The sequence below is a fragment of the Aureimonas phyllosphaerae genome (assembly GCF_047943035.1).
GTDB classification, from domain to species: Bacteria; Pseudomonadota; Alphaproteobacteria; order Rhizobiales; family Rhizobiaceae; genus Aureimonas; species Aureimonas phyllosphaerae.
Genome location: NZ_CP181348.1, coordinates 2182540 through 2197092, shown reverse-complemented (window position 1 = coordinate 2197092; position 14553 = coordinate 2182540). Strand labels below are relative to the sequence as shown.

The window sequence follows — 14553 nt, the reverse complement described above, 5'->3', positions numbered from 1 at the left end:
CCGCAGCGCGTTTTCGTCGTCCCGGCTCACCTGTCGCGCACCCCAAATCCCATTTACGGCTGGTCTTAGTCGCCCGGCCACGAACCGCCAAGGGGCGTTCCGGGGTTGCCGCATCGCAGCGTGGCCTATCTCCAGACGGACGAACCATCCGATCCAGCGAGGATAGAGCCCATGTGCGGCATCTGCGGTGAAATCCGCTTCGACGGCGGTTTCGCCTCTCCAGAGCGCATCGCGGCCATGGGCGCGTGCCTTTCGCCGCGCGGCCCCGATGGCTCGGGAATGGTGCTGCGCGGCCGCGTCGGCTTCGGCCATCGGCGCCTCAAGATCATCGATCTGTCGGAGAAGGCCGCGCAGCCGATGGAGGACCCGGATCTCGGGCTCACCCTCGCCTTCAACGGCTGCATCTACAACTATCCCGAACTGCGCGAGGAATTGCAGGGGCTCGGCTACCGCTTCTTCTCGCACGGCGACACGGAGGTCATTCTCAAGGCGTACCATGCCTGGGGACGGGACTGCGTGAAGCGCTTCCACGGCATGTTCGCCTTCGCCATCCATGAGCGCGAGAGCGGCCGTGTCATGCTGGCGCGCGACCGGTTCGGCATCAAGCCGATGTATCTCTCGCAGACGCCCGAACGCCTGCTCCTCGCCTCCTCGCTGCCGGCCCTGGTCGCGACGGGCGAGGTCGACACCGCGATCGATCCGGTCGCGCTCCACCACTACATGACCTTTCACGCCGTGGTGCCGGCCCCGCTCACGATCCTCAAAGGTGTCAGGAAGCTGCCGCCGGCGACGACGCGAATGATCGAACCGGACGGGCGCTTCGACGACGAGACCTTCTGGGCACCGCCCTTCGGACCGGCCGCGGGCGACGAAGGACGATCGTCCGAGGAATGGCGCGACATGGTACTCGATGCCCTGCGCCGCGCCGTCGAGCGACGCATGGTGTCGGACGTGCCGGTGGGCGTCCTCCTGTCCGGTGGCGTCGATTCCTCGCTCATCGTCGGTCTTCTGGCGGAAGCCGGACAGACCGGCCTCGCCACCTTCTCGATCGGTTTCGAGGACGCCAACGGCGAGGTCGGCAACGAGTTCGAGTATTCCGATCTCATCGCCAGGCACTACTGCACGCGGCACCACCAGATCTTCGTGCCCGGCCATGAACTCCTGACCGAACTGCCGGGCGCGATCCGCGCCATGTCGGAACCGATGGTCTCCTACGACAATATCGGTTTCTACCTCCTGTCGCGCGAGGTCTCGAAGCACATCAAGGTGGTGCAGTCGGGTCAGGGCGCCGACGAGATCTTCGCGGGCTACCACTGGTATCCGCCGATGGCGGACGCTGCCGATCCGGTCGCGACCTACCGACAAGCCTTCTTCGATCGCAGCCACGAGACATTGTCGGGCCAGCTCCGGCCGCAGTGGCATGCGGGCTATGATGCGAGCGGCGCGTTCGTGCGCGACCACTTCGCGCTGCCCGGCGCGGGCGACCCCGTCGCCAAGGCGCTGCGCATCGACAGCCAGGTCATGCTGGTGGACGACCCGGTCAAGCGCGTCGACAACATGACCATGGCCTGGGGCCTCGAGGCGCGCGTGCCCTTCCTCGACCATGAACTGGCGGAACTGGCCGCGCGCGTGCCGTCCGCCGAGAAGCTGAAGGGCGGCGGCAAGGGCATTCTCAAGGACGTCGCTCGGCTCATCATCCCGCACGAGGTGATCGACCGGCGGAAGGGCTACTTCCCGGTTCCGCAGCTGAAATACCTCGCCGGACCAACCCTCGACATGGTCCGGGACGCGATGGGCTCGCAGCGCGCCCGCGAGCGCGGCCTGTTCGAGCCGGCTTGGCTCGACACGCTGTTCGCCGACCCCGCCGGCCATATCACGCCGCTCCAGGGGTCCGAACTCTGGCAGGCGGCGCTTCTCGAGCTGTGGCTGCAGGAGCAGGGCCTGTGAGCGCTCCGGACGCCAACGCCGTCGTCGACTGCGGCTGGGGCCGCATCGTCTTCGCGCAGACTTTCGCGGAAGCCGGTGATCTCGCACGCAACCTCGAGGAGGAAGGGCCCGACCGGCGCGACATCGCCTTCTATGTCTGCGACCCGCATGTTCTTCTGGCGCAGGCCCCGCAGGATCTCTTCCTCGATCCCTCGCACACCTACCGCCTCGACCTGTCGCGTCTGCCCCCGGCCGAGCGCGAGCCGCACGGCTTCTCCGTCCGCCCGCTCGCCGCAGCCGCGGAGACGAGCGCCGTCAACCGCATCTACCGTTCGCGCAACATGGTGCCGATCGATCCGGACTTCCTCTGGCGCCACCGGCAGGATGCGGTGCTGACCTATCTCGTGGCCGAGAACGAGGCGACGGGTGCGATCCTCGGAACCGTGACGGGCGTCCATCACGGCGAGGCGTTCGGCGATCCGGAACGGGGATCCTCGCTCTGGTGCCTCGCGATCGACCCACAGGCGGCGCCGCCCGGCATCGGCGAGGCTCTCGTGCGCGCGCTCGCCGAGCATCACCGCGCCGCCGGCTGCGCCACGATGGACCTCTCGGTCATGCACGACAACGAGCTGGCGATCTCGCTCTACGAGCGGCTCGGGTTCGAGCGCTTGCCAATGTTCGCGGTGAAGCGGCGCAACTCGATCAACGAGCGCCTGTTCACGGGCTCCGCGGCGGTCGAGGAGGACCTCAACCCCTATGCCCGCATCATCATCGACGAGGCGCGCCGACGTGGCATCCATGTGGAGATCCTCGATGCCAAGGGCGGCTTCTTCCGGCTGACCTATGGCGGCCGCACGCTGCGCTGCCGCGAGAGTCTGTCGGAGCTGACCTCCGCCGTGGCGCTGTCGATTTGCGACGACAAGAGCGTGACCCGTCGCCTTGTCGAGGACGCCGGCGTCGCGGTCCCCGAGCAGATCGTGGCCGGGGAGGACGAGGCGACGATCGCCGACTTTCTCACGCGCCACGGCTCGGTCGTCGTCAAGCCGGCGCGCGGCGAGCAGGGGCGCGGGATCGCGGTGGGGCTAGAGACGATCGAGGCGGTGCGCGCCGCGATCGACGTGGCGAAGCGCGAGTGCGAGCGGGTCCTGATCGAGGCCTGCTTCACCGGCGAGGACCTGCGCCTCGTGGTAATCGACTTTCGGCTGGTCGCCGCCGCGATCCGTCGCCCGCCCTGCGTCGTCGGCGACGGGCGCTCGACGGCGCGCGAGCTGATCGAGCGGCTGTCGCGACGCCGGGCCGCGGCGACCGGCGGCGAGTCCAAGGTGCCGATGGATGCCGAGACCGAGCGCACCTTGGCGGGTGCTGGCTACGGTTGGGACGACGTGATCCCGGAAGGCGAGACCGTCACCGTCCGGCGGACGGCCAATCTCCACACGGGCGGCACGATCCATGACGTCACCGACATCGTCCATCCCCGCCTCGTCGAAGCGGCGATCGCGGCGGCCCGTGCGATCGACATTCCGGTCTGCGGCATCGACTTCATGGTGAAGGACGCCCGCGAGGAGGCCTACGTCTTCATCGAGGCGAACGAGCGGCCCGGCCTTGCCAATCACGAGCCGCAGCCGACGGCCGAGCGCTTCGTCGATCTCCTGTTTCCGCTTTCCATCCCGGCGTCGGTGCGCACCCTTCGCGCCAAGCGGCGCATTTCCGGCTGACGACCCATGGCCCGGCACACGATCGACACCGAGTACCTCCTCGCCCAGCTCCATGAGCTGCTGCACATCCCGAGCCCGACCGGCTACACCGATTCGGTCGTGCGCCACGTCAGCGAGGAGCTGCAGCGGCTGGGGCTGGAGGTCGAACTGACGCGGCGCGGCGCGATCCGGGCCGTGCGCCAGGGCAGCCGGAGGGCGGCAGCGCGCGCGATCGTCTCCCATGTCGACACGCTCGGCGCGCAGGTGAAGCGGGTCAAGGACAACGGCCGGCTGGAACTCGTGCCGATCGGCCACTGGTCGGCCCGCTTCGCCGAGGGCGCGCGCGCCACGATCATGGCGGAGGACAAGACGTTTCGCGGCACGATCCTGCCGCTCAAGGCCTCGGGCCATACGTTCAACGAGGAGGTGGACACGGCACCGGTCGGCTGGCCGCATGTCGAGTTGCGCATCGACGACCACACGCGTGGCCGCGACGATACGCTGAAGCTCGGCATCGACGTCGGCGATACGGTGGCGATCGATCCGCAACCGGAATTCCTCGACAACGGCTTCATCGTTTCGCGTCACCTCGACGACAAGGCGGGCGTCGCCGTGATGCTTGCCTCGATCGAGGCACTGGAGCGAGAGAAATCCGCGACGCCCGTCGATACGCACTGGCTCTTCACCATCGCCGAGGAAGTCGGCGTCGGGGCCGCCTCGATCCTGACGCCCGAGGTCGCCTCGATGGTGGCGGTGGACAACGGGACGTCGGCGCCCGGCCAGAACTCGGCCGAGTTCGGCGTCACCATCGCGATGGCCGACCAGACGGGCCCGTTCGACTATCACCTCACCCGCAAGCTCGTGCGGCTCTGCCGCGACGAGGACATCCGGTTCCAGAAGGACGTGTTCCGCTACTACCGCTCCGACTCCGCCTCGGCGGTGGTCGCAGGCCACGACGTCCGCACCGCGCTCGTTACCTTCGGCGTCGATGCCTCCCACGGATGGGAGCGCATCCACATCCACGCCCTTCGCTCGCTGGCCGAACTCCTGACGGCCTATGCGGTGTCGCCGCTCGAGATCGAGCGCGATCTCCAGCCGCGGGGCGGCCTTGAGGGCTTCACCCACCAGCCGGCGGTCGACGCGGGTCTTGGCTTCGACAGCGAAGATCACTGAAGCGCCGACACCAAATCGCCGCGTCCCTTCTGGAAGTGCGGCGGTCTCAGAACAGTCGGATCGTCGCTCCGGCGGGAACCCTTAGAACTCCTCCCACCCCTCCTCCACGGCCGCGGCCTTGGGAGCCGCGCCGCCATGACCCGCGGTGCGCATCTGCGCAACCGGACGTGACGTCGCGTGTGCGGCGTGCGAAGCGGGACCAGCGTGTGCGCGGGTCCCCGCCGGTCGAGCCGGCTGGATCGCGGCGCGCTTCATGGCCGCCGACGCCGCCGGGCGCATCGCAGCCACACGGTGCCCCGCCCCCGTCGCAAACCCCGACACCAAGCCCGCCAGACCCTCCGTCTCGCCCGACAGCGCCTGCGCCGCCGCCGTCGTCTCCTCCACCATCGCCGCGTTCTGCTGCGTGACCTTGTCCATCTGGTCGGCCGCGACCGACACCTCGCGAAGCGCCACCGCCTGCTCGCGTGCCGCATCCGCCATCTCCGCGATCGACTGCGCGACGCCGCCGACCTGCGCGACGATCGCCTCCAGCGAGCGGCCCGACGCCGAGACGAGCTCGACGCCCGAGCCCACCTGATGGCCGGACGCCTCGATCAGCGCCTTGATCTCCTTTGCCGCCTCCGCCGAGCGCTGGGCAAGACCGCGCACTTCCTGTGCGACGACGGCAAAGCCCCGGCCGGCCTCCCCGGCGCGCGCGGCCTCGACGCCCGCGTTGAGCGCCAGAAGGTTCGTCTGGAAGGCGATCTCGTCGATGACGCCGATGATGTTGCCGATGCGCGCCGAGGACTGTTCGATCTCAGCCATCGCCGAGACCGCGCGGCCGACGATCTCGCCGCCCCGCTCGGCCTCGCGGCAGGCGGTGGAGGCCGACTGGCGGGCGGCGTCGGCGCGCGCCGCCGTCTCGCCGACGCCGCGCGTCACCTGACCAAGCGCCGCGACCGTCTGCTCCAGATTGGCCGCCTGCTGCTCGGTGCGCTGGGAGAGGTCGCCCGCCGCGACCGTGATCTCCGACAGGCCCGAGCGCATCGCGCCGACCGCCGAGACCACCTGACCGATGGTGGCCTCGAGCTTGGCCACCGACTGGTTGAACTGGGCGCGGATCGGCTCGAACTCTGGCGCCACGGCCTCGCCCATGCGCACCGTCAGGTCGCCCGCCGACAGGCGCGCAAAGCCCGCCTCCACCGCATGCACGAAGGCGCGAAGATCGTCCGCCTTCGCGTTGTCGAGGGCATGCTGGCGCTCGGCGCTCGCAGCCTGCGAACGCCGGGCGGCATCGGCCTCGGCCGTCAGGCGCAGCTTTTCGGTCGCGGCGCTGCGGAAGACCTCGAGCGCTCTCGCCATCGCGCCGACCTCGTCTCGCCGGTCGAGCCCACCGATCGCCGTATCGAGATCGCCGGCCGCGACCCGTCCCATGGCCGTTTCGAGTCCGCCGACCCCGCGCACGACGCGGGTCATCATCAGCCAACCGAAGAGACCGAGATCGACGAGGAGTGCGAAGGAGCTTGCAAGCATCAGCCAGAACTGCGTCGTCTGGCGCGCCGTCGCCGCCGCCACTTCCGCGCTGGACCGCTCGTTCAGCTTGGCGAAGAAGGCGTCCACCGGCTCCATCGCACTTGCCACCGCCGCATGGTACGATTTCGACACGAGATTGCCGTTTGCCTGCTGGCGCTGGCTGGCCGTCAGGCCGGGGCGCGCCAGCGTGTCCATCGCATCGGTCTCGAGCTTGACGAGTGCATTCGAGCGCTCAATGGCCGTGTCGAGGAGCTGAAATTCGTCGCCCTGGATGCCGGCCTGGACCATCCGGTCCCGCAAGGACATCGTATCGCTATCGGGGCGCGGCTGCGCGCCGCGCGTGGTGACGAGTTCCCAGTAGGGCCGCGTGTAGTAGTCGATCGGCGTCGGCGCCTTGCCGTCGCGAATCTCGAGGGCCTTGAAGTACTGCTCCTTGTACATGCGGTCGCCGGTGGCCACGAACGTGCGCACCATGCGCGTCAGTTCGGACGAGGTCTGCCGAAATCCGTCGGCGAGCTGATAGGCCGCGTATCGCCGGTCATAGGTGCGCACAATGTCGCTCCCCGCCTTCTGATATAAATAGAACGACGCGAAGAACGCCGCCAGAAGGCTCGCGGTGGCCAGACTGAACGCGATGAAAAGAGCCCGGATGCTCACGAAGGCGCCTCGATCTAGAGGATGGAACGCAGCGGGAGTTCCAGGACTGCCGCCCCGTCTCCTTTGCCATCCAACAGTTTGACGACATCTCCTTAAAGAATGGGGAAGGCTGCCGGAGCGGACGCGAGCTTGGCATTTCGGCGTGTCCCGCTCGCCGACCCAAGGCGGCGCCGAAGCGACCGGTTGCCGTAAGAGACACGTAGAAAACCCGGAGGCCATGCTTCAACGAATGGTTCCCACTGGCCGAACCGCGAACCGGACCGGTTGAACCGAGCCCTGGTCACGACCATCCCGTTGCGCCGCAGGTATGGGAAGGGCATGTCGGCCAACCAAGCTGGCGGTCGGACGCTTCAGGATCACGGGCATGCGACTGGTCCGGCGAAAACCATCCCAAAATCCGGCGGTGAGCAGATGTGATGCTGCAGCGCAGTTGACATGGGAAATCGCAGCGCAACATTCTCAGGCACCGCGCCCTGCCCTCGCAGACGATGCCGCGGCGACCCGCTCGGTCGAAACGACGCATCACGACCGAGCGGGTCTCCCATTCGCCCTGCATCCGAGGCACGGGAAAGCCCGCTCCGGCAGACCGGGCGGGCTTCTACAAGTCTAGCGGTCGATACGCGTCAGGCGAAAGCGCCGGCGTCCAGACTGGCCGACGACACACCGGTCAAGATCACCGTGCCGCCACCAGACAGCGCGATGACCGCCGATCCATTGACGTCGGAGACGGTGTAGGTCTGGCCCTGAAAGTTGAGGCTGTCCCCCTGTGCCCGGTTGAAGTCGACGATCACGTCGTTGCCCGATCCCGCCGCGAAGAAGAAGACGTCCGCTTCCGTTCCGCCGGACAGGGTGTCGTTGCCGAGATCGCCCCAGATCTGATCGTTGCCGGCTCCGCCGAACACGAGATCGTCGCCTTGGCCGCCGCGGACGTAGTCGTTGCCCTGGCCGCCGCCGACCGTGTCGTTGCCCTTGTCACCGAACAAAGCATCGTTGCCGAGATTTCCGAACACGGCGTCGTTGTCGCGACCGCCATAGGCGACGTCATCGTCTTGGCCCGCGAAGATCGTATCGTTGCCCTGGTTGGCGAAGATGACGTCCGCCCCCTGGTTACCGTTGATCAGGTCGTTGCCAGAATACCCGGTGATCGTGTCGTTCCCGGCGTATCCATTGATCGTATCACCGAAATCGGTGCCGGTCAGGGGGTCAGGTCCGGACGTTCCATCGATCGAGGTGCTTGGCGGACGCACCACGTAGGTGCCCTGATAGTCGATCGTGAGATCGATATACTCCTCGCGGATGGACTTGAAGTCATCCACATCGCGGCCGATCCCATAGCGGATGTCGATAGCGCCGTCCGCCACGATGCCGGCCAGAACCGACTGCGGGATCGTGAAGCTGACGACGTTCACCCCATTGTATTCGTCGTTCGGCGGGATCGCCCCAAAGGACTGGCTAGTGAACCCTTCAATCTGGACGTTGAAGGACTCGTACGTTTGCTCGCCTGGCGAGAAGTCGCCGTAGTAACGCAGGGTGACGACAGCATCGCTGTCGGCGACCTGGGGAACATTGGCGATGGTAAAGGGGCCGAGGAGAGCAGGTCCCCGCCCCGTGCCGATGAAGTCGTCGAGCCTGTAGTTGAACGTGACCGCAGCCATGCGCCTCTTCTCCCCAAACGCTTAGGGCACGATGACGTAGCGCTCACCAGAAAGTCAATACGATGTTATAGGCTCGTTAACGAATAGATGTTTGCAGGTCATCCCGCTGCCGCGCCGACCGTTCTCTACAATTGTATGGGATGCAGGATCGGCCTTCCCCCACGTCACCTGCAGATCATCGATCAGACTCCGGCAACTGAGTCGGGATCGTCCAGGGACCGCAGCGGAAGGCGTGACGCGACAACAAGACGCGTGCCCGGCATATCCTCGGAAAGCATCGGAGAAGCGACTTCAATTTGGAGCGGGCGATGGGGATCGAACCCACGACATCCAGCTTGGGAAGCTGGCGTTCTACCGCTGAACTACGCCCGCGCTCGAGGTGGGACACTGCCCGCAAGGTTGCGAGGCGTCAAGCGTCCCTCAGATGAAATGCTTGGAGAGCTTGAGGCCCTGCGCCTGGTAGTTGGACTTCAGATCGGCGCCGTAGAGGCGGTCCGGCGGGCTCGCCATACGCTCGTAGACGAGCCGCCCGACGATCTGGCCGTCCTCCAGGATGAAGGGCACGTCGTGACTGCGCACCTCGAGCACGGCGCGCGAGCCCGAGCCGCCCGCCCCCGAATGGCCGAAGCCCGGATCGAAGAAGCCCGCGTAATGGACGCGGAACTCGCCGACCAGCGGGTCGAAGGGCGTCATCTCGGCGGCAAAGGCGGGCGGCACGTGCACCGCCTCCTTCGAGACGAGAATGTAGAATTCGTCGGGATCGAGAACGAGCTCGCCCACCGCCCCACGCCGGATCGGCTCCCAGTAGTCGAGCATCGAGAGCGCGGCGCGGCGGTCGACATCGACGACGCCGGTGTGCCGCTTGCCGCGGTAGCCGACGAGGCCCGTCTGGTCGCCGGCCAGATCGATCGACAGCGCGATACCGCCGCCGGAGATGTTGGCATCCGCCGCACTGGTCAGTCGCTCGGTCTCGTGGAGGGCGGAAAGCTCCGCTTCGAGAAGCTGCGCGTCGCCGGTGCGGAAGCGGATCTGGGTGAGCCGCGAGCCCGGGCGCACCACGATCGGGAACGTGCGGGGGCTGATCTCGAGGAAGAGTGGACCCCGGTAGCCGGCCGGGATCTTGTCGAACTCCTGCGCCCCGTCCGACAGGACGCGGGTGAAGATATCGAGGCGGCCGGTGGAACTCTTTGGATTGGTCGCGGCGCGGATCTCGGGCGGAAGATCGAGCGCTTCCTGCAGAGGCACGATGTAGACGCAGCCCGTCTCGAGGACCGCACCGCCCGACAGGTCGATCTCGTGCATCGACAGACGGCTGAGCTTGGCCTCCACCAGATTGCCACGGCCCGGCAGGAAGCTCGCGCGAACGCGATAGGCCTTCGCGCCGAGCCGGAGGTCGAGGCTGGCGGGCTGGATCTGATCGGCGTCGAAGGGACGCTCGGATGCGATGCGCCCGTCCGCGGACAGTTGCGCGATATCGCGATCGGGAAGGATTCCGCCGGCCATGAACTCAACTCCAAGCTGATCCACGCGTTAGCAGGCCCGGCGAGGCTTGGAAACGGGCGGATTGATTTCGGCTGCGGACAGGATTAAGGCTCGCCGCGTTCGTGGTGATTTGCCGGCCGGCTTGCAGCCACGTAAAACAAGTCGCTAAAGGCCGTTTCGCCTCACCCCCGAGCGGCTTCTTCGCGTCTGTTGTCCCGTTTGCAAGGCGGCCTCGGAGACGTCCATGCTGAAGAAGAACGACGCAGCCCGCCCCTTGCGCCCGGCGACCGCCATGGTTCACGGCGGCACCATGCGCTCCGGCTTCGGCGAGACGTCGGAAGCCCTCTTCCTGACGCAAGGGTTCGTCTACCCGACGGCCGAGGCCGCCGAGGCCCGCTTCAAGGGCGAGGAACCCGGCTTCGTCTATTCCCGCTACGCCAATCCGACGACGCGCATGTTCGAGGAGCGGATGATGGCGCTGGAGGGCGCCGAGGACGCACGGGCCACGGCGTCGGGGATGGCGGCCGTCTCGGCCGCGCTGCAGTGCTCGGTGAAGGCCGGCGACCACGTCGTGGCCGCACGCGCCCTCTTCGGCTCCTGCCGCTACATCATCGAGACGGTGCTGGGACGTGCGGGCGTCGCTTGTACGCTGGTCGACGGGCGCGACCTCGCGCAGTGGAAGGCGGCGGTTCGCCCCGAGACCAAACTGTTCTTCCTGGAAAGCCCGACCAATCCGACGCTGGAGGTCATCGACATCCGGGCCGTCGCCGAGATCGCTCACGAGGCCGGCGCTCGCCTCATCGTGGACAACGTGTTCGCCACGCCGATGCAGCAGAAGCCGCTGGAACTCGGCGCCGACGTCGTGATCTATTCCGCGACCAAGCACATCGACGGCCAGGGCCGCTGCCTCGGCGGTGTCATCCTGTCGGATGCCCAGTGGATCGCCGAGGAGTTGCAGGACTTCTTCCGCCACACCGGCCCGTCGCTCTCGCCGTTCAACGCCTGGTGCCTGCTGAAGGGCCTCGAAACCCTGCCGCTGCGCGTCGCTCAGCAGACGGCCAACGCCGCTCGCCTCGCCGCTGCGCTGGCCGCCTCGCCGAAGGTCTCGCGCGTCATCTATCCCGGCCGCGCCGACCATCCGGACGCCGAGGTCATCGCCCGCCAGATGTCGGGCGGCTCGACGCTTCTGGCGCTGGACTTGAAGGGCGGCAAGGAGGCGGCGTTCCGCTTCTCGAATGCACTGGAGATCATCAAGATCTCCAACAACCTCGGCGACGCCAAGAGCCTGATCACGCATCCCGCGACGACCACCCACAAGAGCCTGACCGATGAGGCGCGCGCCGAGCTCGGCATCGGACCGGGACTTCTGCGTCTGTCGGCCGGCATCGAGGACGGCGCCGATCTCGTCGAGGACGTCGAGCGGGCGCTCGCCAGCGTCTGACCATGAGCGGCCTTCCGGCTGCACCGACCCGGTTTTGCCGCAATCGTCTGCGGATTGCGGCAGGACCTTTCTCGCGCTGACGGCGCCTGCAACGAACTCGAAGGCCATGTATCAGGCGACCACACGCCACATCACCGTCAGGGTGACCCCGTCCTACCTCGGCGACCAGTCCGATCCGTCGGAGGGACACTGGGTCTTTGCCTACCGCGTCGAGATCGAGAACGGCTCGCGGGAGACGGTGCAGCTGCGTGCGCGCCGCTGGCAGATCACAGACGGTCTTGGCCGGGTCGAGGTGGTGGAAGGGCCGGGCGTCGTCGGCGAGGAGCCGATCCTCGAACCCGGCGACAGCTTCACCTACACGTCGGGATGCCCTCTCTCGACCCCGTCCGGCATCATGCGCGGGCACTACCGGATGCAGTCGATCGACGGCAGCTTGTTCGAGGTCGAAATCCCCGCCTTTTCACTGGATGCGCCGGCGGACCGACGTGTCCTGAACTAGGCGTCAGCCGAAGCGCTCGATCACGGCGGCCGACGAGGCGCCCGTTTCGGCCAGGCTGACGGCGGCCTCGACGCGCGCAGCTGCCCTGTCGGCCGATGCCTCGTCCCGCGCGTGGACGACGCACAACGGATCGCCGTGGACGAGCGTCGTGCCGAGCGGTGCGAGCGCGGCGAGACCGACGGACGGGTCGACCGGATCGCCGGGGCGCGTGCGCCCGCCACCGAGTTCCACCACGGCCAGGCCGAGGGCACGCGTATCGATCGCGGCGACTGTGCCCGCTCGCGTCGCCCGCACTTCTCGTAGGACAGGTGCCTTGGCAAGCGATCGCGAAGGGTTCTCGACGATGTCGGACGGCCCTCCGAGCAAGGCCACCATCCGGGCGAAGCGCTCCGCCGCCCGCCCGTCTTCCAGAGCTGCGCGCGCCATGGCCTCACCGTCCGTCGCCGTTCCAATGAGCCCGCCGGCCGCGAGGACCTCGCCGGCCAGCGCCAGCGTCACTGCCTGCAGCCGCGCGTCGCGCCCCCGGCCGGTGAGGAAACGAATGGCGTTGGCGATCTCCAGCGCATTGCCGGCGTCGCAGGCCAGCGGCTCGTCCATGCCGGTCAGGAGCGCGGTGCAGCGCAGGCCAGCGCCCCGCGCGACCTCGACCAGCGAGCGCATCAGCGCCCGCGCGTCGTCCGCCGCCGCCATGAAGGCGCCGGAGCCGGTCTTCACGTCGAGCACAAGCGTGTCGACGCCGGAGGCGAGCTTCTTCGACAGGATCGAAGCGGTGATGAGCGGGATCGACTCCACCGTCGCCGTCGTGTCGCGCACGGCGTAGATCCGGCCGTCCGCCGGCGCCAGCCGGGCGCTGGGCCCGACGATGGCGCAGCCGGCCTCGCGCACGGCGCGCCGCAGCGTGTCCCGGTCCGGCGTCACGGCGTAGCCGGGGATCGCTTCCAGCTTGTCCAGCGTACCGCCGGTGTGGCCGAGCCCGCGGCCCGAGATCATCGGCACGAAGGCGCCGCAGGCGGCCAGGATCGGCGCCAGCATCAGCGAGACGTTGTCGCCGACGCCGCCGGTGGAATGCTTGTCGAGAACGGGGCCGGGCAGGTCCGACCAGTCGAGGACCTCGCCGGAATCGCGCATCGCCCGCGTCAGCGCGACCGTCTCGCCCGCGTCCATGCCACGCAGGAAGACGGCCATGGCGAAGGCTGCGATCTGCCCTTCACTGACGCGCCCTTCCGCGACGCCGGAGACGAAAGCCGCGATCTCGTCGGCGGACAGGGCGTGGCCGTCGCGCTTCTGCCGGATGATCTCCTGCGGCAGCATCAGGCGGCGATGTCCGGCAGGGCCGCCGCCAGGATGCGGGCGAGGCGAGCGCCGCCGCGTGGGGCGACCTCCTTGGTCTCGGTGTGGCTCAACTCGTCGCCCGTGATGCCGGCGCCCATGTTGGTGATGACCGAGGCGGCAACGACGCGAAGGCCGAGGAAGCGCGCGAGGATCGTCTCCGGCACCGTGGACATCCCGACCGCATCGGCGCCGAGCACCTTCGCCATGCGGATCTCGGCCGGCGTCTCGAAGGACGGGCCGGAGAACCACATGTAGACGCCGCGGTGCAGCCCCTCCTCCGCCTTCACCGCGCCGCGCAGCATCGCCGTGCGCAGCGCCTCGTCGTAGGCCGTCGTCATGCCGACGAAGCGGGCGTCCGACGGCTCGCCGATCAGCGGGTTTCGTCCGGAAAAGGCGATGTGATCCTCGATCAGCATGACCTCGCCCGGCTGGATCGACGGATTGACCGAACCGGCGGCATTGGTGAGGACGAGGATCTCGATGCCGATCGCCTTCAAAGCCTCCAGCGCGGGACGCATGGCGGCGGGATCACCGGACTCGTAGTAATGGATGCGGCCGGACAGGATCACGATCTCGACGCCGGCGAGCCAGCCGATCACGACCTCTCCGGCGTGGCCGCTGACGGCCGAGACGGGCATGCCCGGCAGCGCGGAATAGGGCACGCGTTTGGGTTCCTCCACGGCGTCGACGAGCGCGCCGAGGCCGGACCCCAGGACCAGCGCGATGCGCGGCGCCCGCGCGCCGAGCTGCGATCGCAGCGCGTCGGCAAGTTCGCCCATCAGACCGCGTCCTTCGGAAAGGCCTTGGGCAGGAGTTCGTCCATCAGCACGGTCTCGATGACGCCGTCGGTCGCGTCGCACAGGAAGACCCGCGTCTCGGGCCGCGCGAACTCGGCGATGCGCTGGCGACAGCCGCCGCAGGGCGAGCAGGCGCGCAGGCGCTCGGCGACGACCGCGATCTCGGCGATCTTGCCGCCGCCGTCCATCACCATGTGGGCGATCGCGGTCGTCTCCGCGCACCAGCCCTCGGGGAAGCTGACGACCTCGATGTTGCATCCCGAATAGATGCGCCCGTCCTCGGTGCGCAGAGCCGCGCCCACGGGAAAGTTCGAATAGGGCGCATGGCACTTCTTCATCGCCGCGCGGGCCTTGAGGAAGAGGTCTTCGGACATGGGAAAACTCA

General features: G+C 68.0%; 11 protein-coding genes, 1 tRNA gene and 1 riboswitch. Of the genes, 5 read left to right on the top strand and 7 right to left on the bottom strand.

What is annotated here, in order from left to right; all coding sequences use genetic code 11:
* Positions 1-171 precede the first annotated feature (171 nt).
* Genes ACLNGM_RS10330 through ACLNGM_RS10320 form a run of 3 tightly spaced genes read left to right on the top strand, consistent with a single transcriptional unit; the run spans position 172 to position 4793 of the window.
* Positions 172-1947, top strand: coding sequence for an N-acetylglutaminylglutamine amidotransferase (locus ACLNGM_RS10330; RefSeq protein WP_416358267.1), 1776 nt, complete (start codon positions 172-174; stop codon positions 1945-1947).
* Entirely contained in the window at positions 1944-3641 is a 1698-nt protein-coding gene (gene ngg / locus ACLNGM_RS10325; protein WP_416358266.1) for an N-acetylglutaminylglutamine synthetase, read from the top strand. The genes ACLNGM_RS10330 and ngg overlap by 4 nt, the downstream gene beginning before the upstream one ends.
* Positions 3642-3647: 6 nt before the next feature.
* Positions 3648-4793, top strand: coding sequence for an osmoprotectant NAGGN system M42 family peptidase (locus ACLNGM_RS10320; protein WP_416358265.1), 1146 nt, complete (start codon positions 3648-3650; stop codon positions 4791-4793).
* A gap of 81 nt (positions 4794-4874) precedes the next feature.
* Here the strand turns inward: ACLNGM_RS10320 and ACLNGM_RS10315 are convergent, their stop codons facing one another.
* From ACLNGM_RS10315 to ACLNGM_RS10300, 4 genes are all read right to left on the bottom strand, one after another.
* Positions 4875-6962, bottom strand: coding sequence for a methyl-accepting chemotaxis protein (locus ACLNGM_RS10315; RefSeq protein WP_416358264.1), 2088 nt, complete (start codon positions 6960-6962; stop codon positions 4875-4877).
* 623 nt (positions 6963-7585) lie between these two features.
* A complete protein-coding gene (locus ACLNGM_RS10310; protein WP_416358263.1) occupies positions 7586-8617 on the bottom strand; it encodes a calcium-binding protein in 1032 nt (343 codons plus the stop codon).
* A gap of 297 nt (positions 8618-8914) precedes the next feature.
* Positions 8915-8989: transfer RNA gene (locus tag ACLNGM_RS10305), tRNA-Gly, on the bottom strand.
* A gap of 48 nt (positions 8990-9037) precedes the next feature.
* Positions 9038-10120, bottom strand: a complete 1083-nt coding sequence (locus tag ACLNGM_RS10300) for a 2'-deoxycytidine 5'-triphosphate deaminase (RefSeq protein ID WP_416358262.1) — start codon at positions 10118-10120, stop codon at positions 9038-9040.
* A gap of 91 nt (positions 10121-10211) precedes the next feature.
* A riboswitch (SAM riboswitch) is annotated at positions 10212-10287 on the top strand.
* A gap of 56 nt (positions 10288-10343) precedes the next feature.
* Between ACLNGM_RS10300 and ACLNGM_RS10295 the strand changes: the two genes are divergently transcribed.
* The gene (locus ACLNGM_RS10295) at positions 10344-11540 is read left to right on the top strand and encodes an O-succinylhomoserine sulfhydrylase (protein WP_416358261.1); all 1197 of its coding nucleotides are present in this window, start codon (positions 10344-10346) and stop codon (positions 11538-11540) included.
* A gap of 106 nt (positions 11541-11646) precedes the next feature.
* Positions 11647-12039: a Co2+/Mg2+ efflux protein ApaG gene (apaG, locus tag ACLNGM_RS10290; RefSeq protein ID WP_090966560.1), complete on the top strand. Its 393-nt coding sequence runs from the start codon at positions 11647-11649 to the stop codon at positions 12037-12039.
* Positions 12040-12042: 3 nt separating this feature from the next.
* On the opposite strand, the gene deoA is transcribed toward apaG, so the two are convergent.
* From deoA to ACLNGM_RS10275, 3 genes are read right to left on the bottom strand one after another with little or no spacing between them, the layout of a single operon-like run.
* Positions 12043-13350 carry a thymidine phosphorylase gene (gene deoA / locus ACLNGM_RS10285; protein WP_416358260.1) on the bottom strand — a complete coding sequence of 436 codons (1308 nt, stop codon included), beginning with the start codon at positions 13348-13350 and terminating at the stop codon, positions 12043-12045.
* Positions 13350-14150 carry a purine-nucleoside phosphorylase gene (locus ACLNGM_RS10280; protein WP_416358259.1) on the bottom strand — a complete coding sequence of 267 codons (801 nt, stop codon included), beginning with the start codon at positions 14148-14150 and terminating at the stop codon, positions 13350-13352. Before ACLNGM_RS10280 ends, deoA begins: the two co-directional genes overlap by 1 nt.
* Positions 14150-14542, bottom strand: coding sequence for a cytidine deaminase (locus ACLNGM_RS10275; RefSeq protein WP_416358258.1), 393 nt, complete (start codon positions 14540-14542; stop codon positions 14150-14152). The genes ACLNGM_RS10280 and ACLNGM_RS10275 overlap by 1 nt, the downstream gene beginning before the upstream one ends.
* Between the last annotated feature and the right edge of the window lie 11 nt (positions 14543-14553).